The organism is Gordonia phthalatica (genome assembly GCF_001305675.1).
GTDB lineage: Bacteria > Actinomycetota > Actinomycetes > Mycobacteriales > Mycobacteriaceae > Gordonia > Gordonia phthalatica.
The window spans coordinates 4,217,105-4,231,409 of the sequence record NZ_CP011853.1; the positions used below are offsets into that span (position 1 = coordinate 4,217,105).

Here is a 14,305-nt window from a genome sequence, read left to right on the forward strand (position 1 = left end):
GGGGAACCTCTGCTGCGACGAGTCTACGGACGACCTCCGACAGAGGCCACACCCTGGCACGTCTCCGATTCAGCCGATCGGAACGGCGGCCACCATCTCGTCGTCGACGAACCGGAAGCGCCGGGGAACGCCGACGGCGGCGGTGTCGGGGAAGTCCGCCCGGTAGTGGCAGCCGCGCGACTCCTCGCGGGCGCGCGCCGCGGCGACCACCGCGCGGGCGGTCAGCGTCAGATTCGCGTCCTCGGCATCGGCCGCCGTGTCCAGTCTCCGAACGGGGGCGGCCTCGAGCAGCGCCGCGACCTCGTCCAGACCGGCCGCCGAACGATCGAGTGCGACCTTCGACGACATCGCGTCTTGAAGGGCCGTGCGATCGCACGCGGGCAGGGCCGTGAGCGACGGGACGTCGCCGATCGGGACCGCGGGCTCGGCGGCCGAGGCGCGAGCCGTCGCCCGGCCCATCACCAAGCCCTCCAGCAGGCTGTTGGACGCCAGCCGGTTGGCACCGTGCAGACCGGTCCGCGCCACCTCGCCCGCCGCGTAGAGGCCGGGAACGCTGGTGCGGCCGTCGCCGTCGGTCACCACACCGCCGCACAGATAGTGGGCGCCGGGGACCACCGGCAACCGTCCGTCGTCGATGCCGAGACCCGACGCGTGGACGCCGGCGGTGACGGTCGGGAATCGCTTCTCGAACTCGGCGACCGGCGAGAGGTCCAGCCAGACGTGCGGGGCACCGGTGCGCAGCATGGCCGCCGTGACGGCGCGCGCCACCACGTCGCGCGGGGCCAGGTCACCGAGCGGGTGCACGCCCTCTGTCACCGAGCGGCCGTCGACGTCGACCAGGACGCCGCCTTCGCCGCGGACCGCCTCGCTGACGAGAGTCCGACGACCGCGCGCACCCGGCACGTACAGCATGGTCGGGTGGAACTGGACGAACTCCAGATCGGCCACCTGCGCGCCGGCCCGCAACGCGAGGGCGATGCCGTCGCCGGTGGAGCCCGACGGATTGGTGGTGGCGGAGTAGACGTGTCCGAGTCCGCCGGTGGCGAGCAGCACCGCCGATGCCGCCACCACACCGCGCACTCCGTCCGTCACGTATTCGACGCCGACGGCCCTCCCCTCGGCGAGCAGGATCTGCGTGGCGACGGCGTGATCGAGGACGCGGATCGGCGCCTCCGCGACCGCGGCGGCCAGCGCCTCCTGCACCCGCGCCCCGGTCGCATCGCCGCCTGCGTGGATGATGCGGCGGACGCTGTGTCCGCCTTCGCGGGTCCGCAGGAACCGGCCGTCCGCACCGCGATCGAACTCCGCGCCCCACCCGACGAGTTGCGCGATGGCCGCCCAGCCGTCGGCCAGGATCGGCTCGGTCTCGACCGGATCGGTGAGGCCCGCGCCCGCTGCGAGCGTATCGGCCAGGTGCAGCGCGACCGAGTCCTCGGCGTTGTCGGGCTCGACCACCGCGATGCCGCCCTGCGCGTAAAAGGTGGACGTCGAGTGTTCGACGCCCGACGGCTCCCACGCCCGCCCCTTCGTCAACACGGTCACCGACCGCCCTTCAGCGGCGGCGACGAGCGCGGCGGTCAATCCGGCGACGCCCGCGCCCACCACCACGAGGTCACTGCGATCAGGCTTCGCCATGTCCACTCCCAACGGTTATCGACTTACGATCGAAAACTTTGCGTCGAGAGTACGCCCTCCCCCTCCGGATACCCACCTCACATCGATCGCCGACACGCCGCTGGGTCACCCGGACGGCTGTCGTCGACCGGTGAAAACCGCCTGGTCCATTACAATCTCGAATGGTGATGACCAAGAACGACGAAGAAGGAGCGGCGGTCCGCGACCGTCTGCCCAGGGTGTCTGCGCTCTCGGAGGTCACCCGATTCGCACGGACCGCCGGCCACACCGCATTCGGAACCGGACGACTGGTGACCACGTCGGTCACCGACCTGCTGCACGGCCGTCGGCCCGGAACCGCCACCCTCGCCCACGAACTCCGCCGCACCTTCGAGCAGCTCGGCCCCACCTATGTGAAGCTCGGCCAGTTGATCGCCTCCAGCCCCGGAGTCTTCGGCGCCACCATGGCCGACGAGTTCGAGAGCCTCCTGGACCATGTCGCACCGGCCGACCCCGACGCGATCCGCCGCATCTTCGTCGAGGACCTGGGTGCCGAACCCGAAGAGGTCTTCGCCGAATTCGACATGACGCCGATCGCGTCCGCGTCGATCGCCCAGGTCCACACCGCGACTCTGAAGTCCGGCGACCAGGTCGTCGTCAAGATCCAACGGCCCGGCATCGCCGACCGCCTGGCACCCGACGTCGCGATCCTCGAACGCCTGGCCGGCGTCGTCGAGTTCTCCGAGTACGGCCGTATGCTCAGCGCCCGCTACGTGGTGGAGGACTTCGCCGACGGCCTCGACTCCGAGCTCGACTTCCGCAACGAGGCCGCCACCATGACCGAGTGGTTCGAGTGCCTGCAGCAGGGACCGTTCGGCGATCGCGTCCGCGTCCCGAAGGTGTACGACGAGCTCACCACCGCGCGCGTGATGACCATGGAGCGGATCTACGCCACCCGCATCGACGACGTCCGCGCGGTCCGCGCCGCCGGGCACGACGGCGAAGCGCTCTGCCGCAACCTGCTGCTGTCGCTGCTGGACTCCGCCTTCCACGGCGGCCTGTTCCACGGTGACCTCCACGCGGGCAACGTCCTGGTGGACGACGAAGGCAAGTTGGTGATGCTCGATTTCGGCATCGTCGGCCGGTTCGACGCCCGCACCCGCCGCATTCTGCGTCAGCTGGTCGTCGACCTGATCGTCAAACAGGACTACGACTCCGCCGGCCGCGCCATCTTCCTGCTCGGCGCCGTGCACAAGCCGGGCTCCACCGCCAAGGGCGGCGACGATCTGAAGAAGTTGACGACACCGCTTTCGACCACCGAGATGGCGTCGATGTCGTACACCGACCTGGGACGACAGCTCGCGGCGGTCGCGAAGGCGCACGACGCGCGCCTGCCCCGCGAGTTGGTGCTGGTCGGCAAACAGCTGTTGTATGTAGAGAAGTACATGAAGCTGCTGGCTCCGCGCTGGAAGGCGATCTCCGATCGGGAGATCTACGGCTACATGGCGGGGATCATGAAGGAAGCCGAACGTGATCGCCGCGCCCGAGGCACCGCCCCGCGCGGCACGCCGAGCAACTGACCGACCGCACGATCGCACACCGACCCCGACCTGACTAGGAGACCACCGGATATGAAACGCGCCGCGCTGGCACTGCTCGCCTTCCTCGGTGTCGCGTGCATCGCCGCAGCCATCGCCGTTCCGACGTATCTGGTGCCGAAGCTGAAGGTGGTCCCGCTCGACCTCGACATCACCTCGGTCGCCACCAGCGTTGCCGCCGACGGCGACGCGGGCAACCGCTTCCCGGCGACGATCCTCGACCGCTGCTCCGTCACCGCGAAGAAGGCGGCGACCCTCCAGGCGCATCTGACGCAGCAGCGTCGTTCGGTGATCGTCGACCCGTCCGACGCCGAGCAGGCCACCCTCCAGTCCGGGCAGACGCTGCAGATCGACCGCACGCGCGACGCCAAGGGCAAGGAGCGCGACGTCACGATGGCGCCGGGCGACACCGAGCGCAAATGCGACGACGGCCTCCTGAACGCCACGGTGGACCGCGTGTCGGTGAACCGCAAGAGCGCCGCACCGAACGGCAACGTCAGCTCGCTGCAGACCGACCAGGTCGCCGAGGGCGGCAACGTCGAGGACGCGTCGGTGAAGTTGGAGGACCGCAAGGGCTTCCAGTACAAGTTCGGTTTCGACGTCAAGAAGACCGACTATTACTACTACGACACCACCACGCGTCAGGACGCGATCGCCAAGTTCGTCGAGGAAAAGACGATCAACGGCGTCAAGACCTACCACTTCCGCGCCGAGGTCCCCGAGCGCGATCTGTCCGACCTGCCGAATCCGCAGGGCGAGGCGACGCTCGGCACCATCTTGAACATGCCCGCCAGCTGGTGGGGCATCCGCGGCAAGGGGGTCAAGTCCAAGGACCTCATCACCATGCACCGGTACGGCAAGGCCGTGCGCAACGTGTACGTGGAGCCGACGACCGGCACCATCATCTTCGGTGAGGAGGAGCAGGAGCAGTACTTCCGCTCCCCCGATGACAGCGGCGACCTTCCCAAGGCCGTGAGCGAGTACCGCCTGACCGCGATGCAGGGCAAGTTCGCCTGGAACGACGAGACCGTCGCCCAGCAGGCCGAGCGCGCCGACAAGTACCTCGGCCAGCTGCGGATGGGCGGCGTGATCGTGCCGATCATCCTCGCCGTGCTCGGCGTCCTCATGCTGCTGGCCTGGGCGCTGCTCGTGTGGCGCGGCCGTCGCGGCAAGAACGACGCCGACCCCGAGGCGGCTCCGGTCCCGGAGGGTGACGACGACGGCCAGTCCCAGGCGGCCCCGTCCGAGGAGACCACCGTCCTCCCGCCGACCGCGGCAGCCATGCCGTACGACGCCGCGGACGACGGTCAGACCACGGTCCTGCCGCCGCTGCCCGACGAGTCGTCGACCCAGGCGATCCCGACGGCCTACGACGCACCGACCGCCTACGACGCACAGCAGGACCCGCCGACCGAGGCGTTCCCGCCGTCGCCGTACGCGCGGCCGGAGCAGCAGGTTCAGAGTCCCGCCGACGTCACCGACACCGAGGCCTTCCGCGCACCGGAGGCGCCGTCGGACGGTTTCACGCCGTACACCGCGGAGCCGACCCGGCCGATGCCGGACTTCGACAGGTACAAGCGCGACGAGTAGGGCGGATCCCCGTCCCCTGCCAATCGAGTCATATGGTGACTCGACCAGCGTGTGGACCGCCCCTAGTTCTGCTGCGCCACCGCACGACCGGCCGCGCGACCGGAGAAGATGCAGCCGCCGAGGAAGGTTCCTTCGAGGGCGTTGTAGCCGTGGACGCCGCCGCCGCCGAAGCCCGCGACCTCGCCCGCGGCGTACAGGCCGTCGAAGACCGTGCCGTCGGGGCGCATCACCTGTGAGTCGAGGTTGGTCTCCAGCCCGCCGAGGGTCTTGCGGGTGAGGATGTTGAGGCGCACTGCGATCAGCGGGCCGTGCGCGGGGTCGAGCATCTTGTGCGGCTTGGCGACGCGGACCACCTTGTCGCCCAGGTAGGCGCGGGCGTTGTGGATCGCCATCATCTGCGCGTCCTTGCTGTAGGCGTTGTCCACCTGGCTGTCGCGCGCGGAGATGGTCCGCTCCAGCGACTGCAGGTCGATGTGGCCGCCGCGCCCCAGCTCGTTCATCCCGGCGACCAGGTCGGCGAGGTTGTCGCGGACCACGAAGTCGACGCCGTGCTCGGTGAACGCCGCCACCGGGCCGGGCATGCCCTTCGCGAGCCTGCTCTTGGCGGCGGTCTTCAACGACTTCTCGGTGATGTCGGGGTTCTGTTCGGAGCCCGACAGTGCGAACTCCTTCTCGATGATCGACTTGGTCAGCACGAACCACGAGTAGTCGTAGCCGGTGTCGAGGATCGCTTTCATGCTGGTGTTGGTGTCGAAGCCGGGAAAGTTGGGCGCGGGGAGCCGCTCACCGTTCGCGTCGAGCCACAGGGAGGACGGTCCGGGGATGATGCGGATGGCGTGGTCGGACCAGATGGGATCCCAGTTCTGGATGCCCTCGGTGTAGTGCCACATGCGGTCACGGTTGACGATGTTGCCGCCCGCAGCCTCGGTGATCTCCAGCATCCGGCCGTCCACGTAGTCGGGGACGCCGGCGATCATGAACTTCGGCGGCTCGCCCAGCCGGTCGACGGGCCAGTTCTTGCGCACCAGGTCGTGGTTGTGGCCGATGCCGCCGGAGGTGACGATCACCGCGCCGCCGCGGAGCTCGAAGTCCTTGATCTCGGTGCGCGACGACGGCACGCCGCGCGCCGTGTCGGTCGGCTCCAGGACCCGGCCGCGCACACCGACCGCGACGCCGTCCTCGACGATCAGATCGTCGACGCGGTGCCGGAAGGCGAAGGTCACCAGACCGCGCTTCTCGGCTTCGAGGACGGGTTCGGCGAAGACTCGCATCACCTCGGGCCCCGTGCCCCAGGTCAGGTGGAAGCGCGGGACCGAGTTGCCGTGGCCGTCGGCGAAGCCGCCGCCGCGTTCGGCCCACCCGACGACCGGGGTGAAGCGTAGCCCCAGGTCGTGGAGGTATTGCCGCTTGATGGTCGACGCGAACTCCACATACGCGCGCGCCCACTGGCGGGGCCAGTAATCTTCGTCGTCCCGGTCGAAGCCGGCCGACGCCATCCAGTCCTGCAGCGCCAGTTCGGGTGAGTCCTTGATCCCCAGACGACGCTGCTCGGGACTGTCGACCAGGAACAGCCCGCCGAGCGACCAGAACGCCTGGCCACCGAGGTTCTGCCGGTTCTCCTGGTCGACGACGATCACCGTGCGTCCGGCCTGCGTCAGCTCGTAGGTGGCGACGAGTCCCGCCAGTCCCGCTCCGACGACGATGGCGTCCGCCTGCACCTGCTCCGACATGCCCAGCCTCTCCGCGGACACCGTTGTCCGTCGAATCCGTTGTGGCCCACCCCACAGGCCATCTCACGCCAGAGGATACCCGCGGACACCGTCGCCGCGGAGCGACGGATCCACGAGTTCGGTCGCCGCCCGAACGTCGGGTCGTACCATGCAGGAATGCCCCCGTCCGATCACGCGACCGCCGCGCCGCGCCGCACGCAGGAGCAGCGGTCGTCGCAGACGCGCGCCAAGCTCCTCGACGCGACCATCGACTGCCTGGTCGAGTTCGGTTATGCGGGTACGACGACGCCGCGGATCGCGCAGCGCGCGGGCGTGACCCGGGGCGCCCAGGTGCACCACTTCGGTTCGCGCGACGACCTGATGATCGCCGCCGTGAACCGGCTCGCCGAACGCCAGGTGGTGCGGGCGCTCGCCGAGGTGGAGGAGCTCTCGTCGGAGAATCCGTACGACGCGCTGATGGACCTGCTGTGGGAGTTCCACCAGGGACCGCTGGCGATCGCCGTCACCGAGCTCTGGGTGGCCGGCCGCACCGATCCGCAGCTCGCGTCGGAGATGCGCCGCGTGGAGCCGGTCGTCAATCGAGCACTCTTCGAGGCGATCGCCCGCGTCGCCCCGAACGAGGTGCACCGCAAGGAGATCCGCGACTTCGCGTACACGGCGATGGACGCGCTCCGCGGACTCCAGGTGGCCGGTTACATCGCCGACGATCCGGCGCGGACGCGTCGTCGTTGGGAGCGCGCGGTGAACCAGTTGCGCACCGTCGCAGGCGAGTCCTTCTCCCTCTGACGCACCCGCTGAACTGCGTCTTCCTCGTAGGCCTTCACAACATACACACATGTATGTATGTTGTTCGCGAGGCGGGTTCCATTCCCGCGCAATGACTTCAGAGCCCTGCCACGGAAGGTGCGCGATGGCGAACAAGGTGTATGTGATCGGCGTCGGAATGACGAAGTTCGAGAAGCCCGGTCGGCGGACAAACGACGACGGCTCGCCGTGGGACTACCCCGACATGGCCCGGGAGTCCGGGACGGCGGCGCTGGCCGACGCGGGCATCGCCTACAGCGAGGTGCAGCAGGCGTACGTCGGCTACGTGTACGGCGAGTCGACGTCGGGGCAGCGCGCGCTCTACGAGCTCGACATGACCGGTATCCCGATCATCAACGTCAACAACAACTGCTCCACCGGATCCACCGCGATGTTCCTTGCGGCGCAGGCGATCCGCGGCGGCCTGGCCGACTGCGCCCTCGCCCTCGGCTTCGAGAAGATGCAGCCCGGTTCCCTCGGCACCGTCTGGGACGACCGCGAGCAGCCCCTCGCGAACCACCTCCAAGCGCTCGCCGAGATCTCCGAGGTGCTGTTCCCGCCGGCCCCGTGGATGTTCGGGGCGGCCGGACGCGAGCACATGAAGGAGTACGGCACCACCGCTGAGCACTTCGCGAAGATCGGCCTCAAGAACCACCGGCACTCGGTCAACAACGCGAACTCGCAGTTCCAGGACGAGTACACGCTCGACCAGATCTTGGACTCGCGGATGATCTACGACCCGCTCACCAAACTGCAGTGCTCGCCGACCTCCGACGGCTCGGCCGCCGTCGTCCTGGCGAGCGAGGACTTCGTGGACCGGCATCAACTCGCCGGGCAGGCCGTCGAGATCGTCGGGCAGGCGATGACCACCGACTTCCGCTCGTCGTTCGACGGCACCTGCAAGGGACTGATCGGCCACGACATGAACGTGCAGGCCGCGCGTCAGGTCTACGAGGAGTCCGGCCTGGGCGCCGACGACTTCCAGGTCATCGAGCTGCACGACTGCTTCTCCGCCAACGAGCTCCTGCTGTACGAGGCGCTCGGGCTGTGCGCGCCCGGCGAGGCGGGCCGACTCGTCGACGACGGCGCCACCACCTACGGGGGCAAGTGGGTCGTCAATCCGTCCGGCGGCCTCATCTCCAAGGGCCACCCTCTCGGCGCCACCGGCCTGGCCCAGTGCACCGAACTCACCTGGCAGCTCCGCGGCACCGCGGGCCCGCGCCAGGTGGACGGCGTCACCGCCGCCCTCCAGCACAACATCGGCCTCGGCGGCGCCGCCGTCGTCACGGCGCTCCAGCGCGCCGAACGCTGACCTCCCACCCGATTCCACCCTCTCCCGTCACCCTCAAGGAGCCGAAAGACCATGGGACGCATCGAATTCAGCAAGACCGTCAGCGCCGACCCGGCCGCCCTCTGGACGGTGATGGCCAACCCCGCCACGTGGAGCGACTGGTTCTCGATCCACGAACGCTGGATGGAGGAGCCGCCCGCCACGCTCGAAGCGGGCAGCAGGCTGACCGTCAAGATCCTCATGCTCGGCATGGCGAACAAGCTCGAATGGACGGTCGACGCCGTCGACGCGCCCACCTCCATGACGTTGTCCGGCACCGGCATGGCCGGCGTCAAGGTGCAGTTCGCGTTCACCGTCACCCCGGTCGACGGCTGCAGCGAGATCCAGATCTCCGGAGACTTCGAGGGCGCACTGATCAAGGGAGCCCTCGGCAAGGCCGTCGAGAAGGACGGGCGGAAGCAGCTGGAGAAGTCGGTCACGGCACTCGAGAACCTCGCGCTCGCATGACCGACGCCGCCACCGTCACCGAGTTCGACGACGCCGGCCTGAATGTCTGGAGCGACGACGAGTCCTTCGAGGTCACCGCCGAGCGCATCGCCGAGTACGCGGCCGCCACCAACGACCCGGTTCCGGCGCACCGTGCGGGCGAGGTCGCGCCCCCGGTGTTCGCGATCGTGCCGGTCTTCGACTCGATGCTCACCCCGGTCATCGACGTCGCGCCCGTCGAGATCTTCGGTCGCGTGGTGCACGGCGAGCAGGACTTCCGCTTCCACCGCCCGATCCGCCCCGGCGAGACGCTGGTCTCCCGCGCCCGGGCGATCGGCTACGCGGGAAAACCCAAGGGCAGCACCATCGCGGTGCACGTCGAGAGCCGCGATGCCGCGGGCGAGCTCGTCAACGAGCAGTACCTGACGGCCTACTTCCGCGGGATCGACGCGGGGAGGACGGTCGGCGAGCAGGCACCCGCGCACCGGGTCGACGACGCGGTCCGCTCCGGCGAGCCCGTCGCGGTGGTCGACCAGCACATCGACGACGACCAGACCTTCCGCTACGCCCCGGCGTCGGGTGATCCGGTGCCTCTGCATCTGGACGAGGAGGTCGCGAAGGACGCCGGACTGCCCGGCATCATCGCGCACGGCCTGTGCACCATGGCGTTCGCGTCGTGGGCCGTGCTCACCGAGACCGCTGGCTCGGACGTCGCGCGGATGCGGCGCCTGGCCGTGCGGTTCGCCGGGATGGTCTTTCCGGGCGACGACCTCCAGACCCGGATCTGGCGCACCGGCACCGCCGACGGCGTCACGTCGTACGCCTTCGAGACCGTCCGCGGCGACGACGTGGTGCTGTCCGACGGCGTCGCGGAGATCGCCGACGCCGCATCAGGTTTCGACACGCAGCTCGGCTAGCGCCTCGCCGCGGCTCAACCAGCAAAAACGCTGGTTGAACCGGTCCGGAGCGAAGCGGAGGACCGTGTCGAAACCGCCGCGGGCCGCGTCGAAACCACCCCGCACTTCACAACGAAAGGAACCCCACCCATGGGTGCATTGGACGGAAAGGTCGCCGTCATCACCGGCGCAGGCGGCCGCGAGCACGCGCTGCTCTTCGCCGCCGAGGGAGCGGCGGTGGTCGTGAACGACCGCGGCGGCAGCAACGCGGGCGAGGGCGACGACGTCGGGCCGGCGCAGCAGACGGTCGACGACATCGTCGCCGCGGGCGGTCGTGCGGTCGTCAACGGCAACGACATCAGTTCATGGAACGGCGCGAAGGAACTGGTCGAGCAGGCGATCTCCGAGTTCGGAGCCCTGGACGCCGTGGTGAACAACGCCGGCATCCTGCGCGACGGATTCATCGCCGGACTGTCCGAGTCCGACTGGGACTCGGTGATCGCGGTCCATCTGAAGGGCCACTTCAACGTGCTGCGTCATGCGGCCGAGTACTGGAAGGCGCAGTCGAAGGCCGGCGCCCAGCCGACCGCGGCAGTCGTGAACACGGCGTCGGCGTCGGGGACCACCCTGCCGAACGCCGGTCAGGTGAACTACGGTGCCGCCAAGGCGGCGATCGCGGCGATGACGCTGGTCGCGGCCGACGAGCTCGGCCGGTACGGGGTGCGGGCCAATGCGATCGCCCCGATCGCGCGCACCCGACTCACCCTGGCCACCCCGGGGATGGGCGCGATGATTGCCGCCGAGCACGAGGCGTTGGAGGAGGGCGAGTTCGACGCCTTCAGTCCCGCCAACATCTCGCCGCTCGTCGCCTATCTGGCCTCGGACGCCTGCACCATCACCGGCAAGGTCTTCGCGGTGCAGGGCGGTGCCATCTCCGAGCTGGCGGGCTGGCACGACGTCAAGACCATCGAGACCGAGGGACCGTGGGTGATCGACGACATCGCCGCGCGGCTGCCCTGATCCCCCGACAGACCGCAGGAGAGACATATATCAGTGGTCCGACACCGACCTGATGGTCCGGGACGCCGCCCGGGAGTTCATCGACAAGAACTTCCGACCGAAGGTCGACGAGCTGGAGCACGGAGACCTCCCGCCCTACGACCTGATGCGCGAGCTGTGGTCGCAGTTCGGCCTCGAGGCGATGGCCGGCGAGGCCGTCGACAAGCTCCTCGCCAAGAAGCGCGCCAAAGCGGAGCGGTCCGACGGGCAGGCCGACGCCGCCCGTGACAGGGCCGCCCGCGACACGAAGGAGAAGCGGTCCGGCTCGTCGAATCCGCTCGGCGCGCAGGCGTCGATGGGCGCGGTGCTGTTCAGCGAACTCGCCGGCGTCTCGCTCGGCTCGGTGGCGTCGATCGGCGTCAGCCTGGGCCTGGGCGCAGCGACCATCCTCTCCCGCGGCACCCTCGCTCAGCAGGAACGGTGGCTGCCCGACCTGATGACCCTGCGCACGATCGCGTCGTGGGCCATCACCGAGCCCGACTCCGGCTCCGACGCCTTCGGCGGGATGAAGACGTACGTCCGGCGCGACGGCGACGACTACATCCTCAACGGTCAGAAGACCTTCATCACCAACGGTCCGTACGCGGACGTGCTCGTCGTGTACGCCAAGCTCGACGAGGGCGACGGCGCCGACAAGCGCGACCGCAAGGTGCTGACCTTCGTCCTGGAGAAGGGCATGGAGGGCCTCACCCAGAGCGCGCCGATGCGGAAGATGGGCATGCACTCCTCGCCCACCGGCGAATTGTTCTTCAACGACGTCCGCCTGACGCCCGACCGGCTGCTCGGCGAGACCGAGGACCATCGCAGCGGCGACGGGCGCGACAGCGCGCGCAGTTCCTTCGTCATCGAACGCGTGGGGTGCGCGATCCTGTCGCTCGGCATCATCAACGAGTGCCGCCGCCTGTGCGTCGAGTACGCGACCACCCGGCAGCTGTGGGGGCAGGACATCGGCCGCTTCCAGTTGATCCAGTTGAAGTTGGCCCGGATGGAGGTGGCGCGCCTCAACGTCCAGAACATGGTCTTCAGTGCGCTGGAGCAGATGACGGACGGTCGCATCCCGACGCTCGCCGAGGCCTCCGCCATGAAGCTGTACTCCACCGAAGCGGCGACCGACGTCGCGATGGACGCCGTTCAGCTCTTCGGCGGCAACGGGTACATGTCGGAGTACCGCGTCGAGCAGCTGGCTCGTGACGCCAAGTCGCTGATGATCTACGCGGGCAGCAACGAAATCCAGGTCACGCACGTCGCGAAGGGACTGTTGAACTATTGACACACATCGCCGAATCCGTGTCAGGATGATCGTGTGACCTCCACCGCAGCGTCGTCCCCGTCCACCGCGCCCTCCGCCGAGACCATCACCTGGGGGTCGATGGCCCGCGGCGTCCTCGGCCTGGTCCGCGACCTCCCGCTCCTCGCCCGACAGCGCACATCCCTCCTGATGATCCGCGAGAACCGGCGCTGGAGCATCGGAGCGAAGTTCGCCGACACCGCGGCCCGCCACCCGGACAGCCCGTTCCTCCGCGTCGGCGCGGAGATCCACACCTACGCCGAGTGCAATCGTCGTGCCAACCGGTGGGCGGCGGCGCTGCGCGACCGCGGTGTCCGGCGCGGCGACGTCGTCGCCGTCATGGCGCACAACAGTCCCGAATGCGTCATCGCGATGCTCGCGATCGTGAAGCTGGGCGCCGTGACCGGGATGATCAACTACAACCAGCCCGGCGATGCGCTGAACCACAGCTTCGGCGTCTTGGTGGACGCCAACCGCGAAGCACCGCTGGTCGTGGTGCACGACGCCGAGTGCGGGGAGCTCCTCCCCGGCCTCGATCCCGGCATCGCGATCAACGCGGTCACCTTCGACGGCCTCGACGACGCCGGCGACACGCTCGCGGCGAGGGGACGCCCGGTGGACGAGAACCCGCGGGTGACGAACGAGATCCTCGCGAGCGATCCGGCCTTCTACATCTTCACCTCGGGAACCACGGGGTGGCCCAAGGCCAGCGTGATGAGCCATGGCCGCTGGCAGATTGCGATGAACGGATTCTCCCTGGGCCTGCGACTGCGGCCCGACGACGTCCTGTTCGTGACGCTGCCCTTCTATCACAACAACGCGCTGACGGTCTGCGTCGCGACCGCCATCTCCGCGGGGGCCTGCCTGGCGGTGAGTCCCAAGTTCTCGGCGTCGCGGTTCTGGGACGAGGCGATCGCGAACGAGGCGACGGCCTTCTGTTACATCGGCGAACTGTGCCGCTACCTCCTCGCGCAGCCGCCGAAGCCGACCGACCGCGCGCACTCCGTGCGCCTCGCCGCGGGAAACGGATTGCGACCGGAGATCTGGGACCAGTTCCAGGAGCGCTTCGGCATCGACCGGATCGTCGAGTTCTACGCGGCCAGCGAGTCGAACATCGGCTTCGTCAACATCTTCGATCAGCGCAAGACCGTCGGCTTCTGCCCGCTGCCCTATGTGATCGTCGAGGCCGACGACGACACCGGCCTACCGCGCCGCGGCGCCGACGGCCGCGTCACCAAGGTCGCGAAGGGCCGTCCGGGACTGCTGCTCGGCAAGATCAGTCCGATCGCGCGGATCGACGGCTACACCGATCCGTCGGCCACCGAGAAGAAGGTGGTGCGCGACGCGTTCAAGGACGGCGACCAGTACTTCAACACCGGCGACCTGGTGACCGACCTCGGCTTCCGCCACATCGCCTTCGTCGACCGGCTCGGCGACACCTTCCGTTGGAAGGGTGAGAACGTGGCGACCACCGAGGTGGAGGCCGCGCTCAACGGCACGGCGGGTGTCGTCGAATCGGTGGTCTACGGCGTCGCGGTGGCCGACGCGGACGGTCGTGCCGGGATGGCCGCGATCGTCGTCGACGACGACTTCGATCCGGTGCTGCTGGCCGCCGAACTGCGCAGCCGCCTCCCGGAGTACGCGGTGCCGCTGTACCTGCGGGTGGTCCCCGCACTGACGCAGACGTCCACCTTCAAGAATCAGCGGGTCACGCTCCGCAATCAGGGTTACTCCGACGTCGGCGACGATCCGGTCTACACGCTGATGGCCGACGGTTACACCGAGATGTCCTGATTGTGCCCGGCGCGACAAATTTCACAGCGAGCGGTCGACGGTTATGGATTCGTTACCTGACCGCTGCAAACAGGTCGCGAAACAGCCACGACCAGCATCGAGACCGTCGCGAGCCTTTGCGGCGATGTCCTGAGTCCGATAACCTCACCACTCGT

11 protein-coding genes are annotated in these 14,305 nt (G+C 68.8%); 9 read left to right on the forward strand and 2 right to left on the reverse strand.

Translation table 11 applies throughout. The annotated features are described in order from the left end of the window. Window positions 1-69 precede the first annotated feature (69 nt). Window positions 70-1,635 carry an L-aspartate oxidase gene (gene nadB / locus ACH46_RS19795; protein ID WP_062395674.1) on the reverse strand — a complete coding sequence of 522 codons (1,566 nt, stop codon included), beginning with the start codon at window positions 1,633-1,635 and terminating at the stop codon, window positions 70-72. Window positions 1,636-1,802: 167 nt separating this feature from the next. Here nadB and ACH46_RS19800 point away from each other — a divergent pair, with 167 nt between their 5' ends. Then, window positions 1,803-3,194: an ABC1 kinase family protein gene (locus ACH46_RS19800; protein WP_062395676.1), complete on the forward strand. Its 1,392-nt coding sequence runs from the start codon at window positions 1,803-1,805 to the stop codon at window positions 3,192-3,194. 51 nt (window positions 3,195-3,245) lie between these two features. Beyond that, window positions 3,246-4,802: a cell envelope lipid trafficking protein PgfA gene (gene pgfA / locus ACH46_RS19805; RefSeq protein ID WP_062394514.1), complete on the forward strand. Its 1,557-nt coding sequence runs from the start codon at window positions 3,246-3,248 to the stop codon at window positions 4,800-4,802. A gap of 62 nt (window positions 4,803-4,864) precedes the next feature. Here pgfA and ACH46_RS19810 read toward each other — a convergent pair whose 3' ends face one another. Further along, the gene (locus ACH46_RS19810) at window positions 4,865-6,532 is read right to left on the reverse strand and encodes an FAD-binding dehydrogenase (protein WP_062394516.1); all 1,668 of its coding nucleotides are present in this window, start codon (window positions 6,530-6,532) and stop codon (window positions 4,865-4,867) included. Window positions 6,533-6,688: 156 nt separating this feature from the next. On the opposite strand from ACH46_RS19810, the gene ACH46_RS19815 reads away from it, so the two are divergent. The 7 genes from ACH46_RS19815 (at window position 6,689) to ACH46_RS19845 (ending at window position 14,150) form a co-directional block, all read left to right on the forward strand. Next, entirely contained in the window at window positions 6,689-7,318 is a 630-nt protein-coding gene (locus tag ACH46_RS19815) for a TetR/AcrR family transcriptional regulator (protein ID WP_062394517.1), read from the forward strand. A 124-nt stretch (window positions 7,319-7,442) separates the two neighbouring features. Then, window positions 7,443-8,648, forward strand: a complete 1,206-nt coding sequence (locus tag ACH46_RS19820; RefSeq protein WP_062394519.1) for a lipid-transfer protein — start codon at window positions 7,443-7,445, stop codon at window positions 8,646-8,648. 51 nt (window positions 8,649-8,699) lie between these two features. Beyond that, entirely contained in the window at window positions 8,700-9,134 is a 435-nt protein-coding gene (locus ACH46_RS19825) for a type II toxin-antitoxin system Rv0910 family toxin (protein WP_062394520.1), read from the forward strand. After that, entirely contained in the window at window positions 9,131-10,030 is a 900-nt protein-coding gene (locus tag ACH46_RS19830) for a MaoC/PaaZ C-terminal domain-containing protein (protein WP_062394522.1), read from the forward strand. The genes ACH46_RS19825 and ACH46_RS19830 overlap by 4 nt, the downstream gene beginning before the upstream one ends. A gap of 129 nt (window positions 10,031-10,159) precedes the next feature. Then, window positions 10,160-11,029, forward strand: a complete 870-nt coding sequence (locus ACH46_RS19835) for an SDR family oxidoreductase (protein ID WP_062394524.1) — start codon at window positions 10,160-10,162, stop codon at window positions 11,027-11,029. 25 nt (window positions 11,030-11,054) lie between these two features. Next, window positions 11,055-12,338 (forward strand): acyl-CoA dehydrogenase family protein, encoded by a 1,284-nt coding sequence (locus ACH46_RS19840; protein ID WP_062394525.1) that lies wholly within the window; start codon window positions 11,055-11,057, stop codon window positions 12,336-12,338. 99 nt (window positions 12,339-12,437) lie between these two features. Next, window positions 12,438-14,150: a long-chain-acyl-CoA synthetase gene (locus tag ACH46_RS19845; RefSeq protein ID WP_062395678.1), complete on the forward strand. Its 1,713-nt coding sequence runs from the start codon at window positions 12,438-12,440 to the stop codon at window positions 14,148-14,150. Window positions 14,151-14,305 lie beyond the last annotated feature (155 nt).

Excerpts from the sequence above, each read along its gene's own strand:
- nadB (WP_062395674.1), bottom strand. The coding sequence starts at position 1,635 with ATGGCGAAGCCTGATCGCAGTGACCTCGTGGTGGTGGGCGCGGGCGTC.
- ACH46_RS19800 (WP_062395676.1), top strand. The coding sequence starts at position 1,803 with ATGACCAAGAACGACGAAGAAGGAGCGGCGGTCCGCGACCGTCTGCCC.
- pgfA (WP_062394514.1), top strand. The coding sequence starts at position 3,246 with ATGAAACGCGCCGCGCTGGCACTGCTCGCCTTCCTCGGTGTCGCGTGC.
- ACH46_RS19810 (WP_062394516.1), bottom strand. The coding sequence starts at position 6,532 with ATGTCGGAGCAGGTGCAGGCGGACGCCATCGTCGTCGGAGCGGGACTG.
- ACH46_RS19815 (WP_062394517.1), top strand. The coding sequence starts at position 6,689 with ATGCCCCCGTCCGATCACGCGACCGCCGCGCCGCGCCGCACGCAGGAG.
- ACH46_RS19820 (WP_062394519.1), top strand. The coding sequence starts at position 7,443 with ATGGCGAACAAGGTGTATGTGATCGGCGTCGGAATGACGAAGTTCGAG.
- ACH46_RS19825 (WP_062394520.1), top strand. The coding sequence starts at position 8,700 with ATGGGACGCATCGAATTCAGCAAGACCGTCAGCGCCGACCCGGCCGCC.
- ACH46_RS19830 (WP_062394522.1), top strand. The coding sequence starts at position 9,131 with ATGACCGACGCCGCCACCGTCACCGAGTTCGACGACGCCGGCCTGAAT.
- ACH46_RS19835 (WP_062394524.1), top strand. The coding sequence starts at position 10,160 with ATGGGTGCATTGGACGGAAAGGTCGCCGTCATCACCGGCGCAGGCGGC.
- ACH46_RS19845 (WP_062395678.1), top strand. The coding sequence starts at position 12,438 with ATGGCCCGCGGCGTCCTCGGCCTGGTCCGCGACCTCCCGCTCCTCGCC.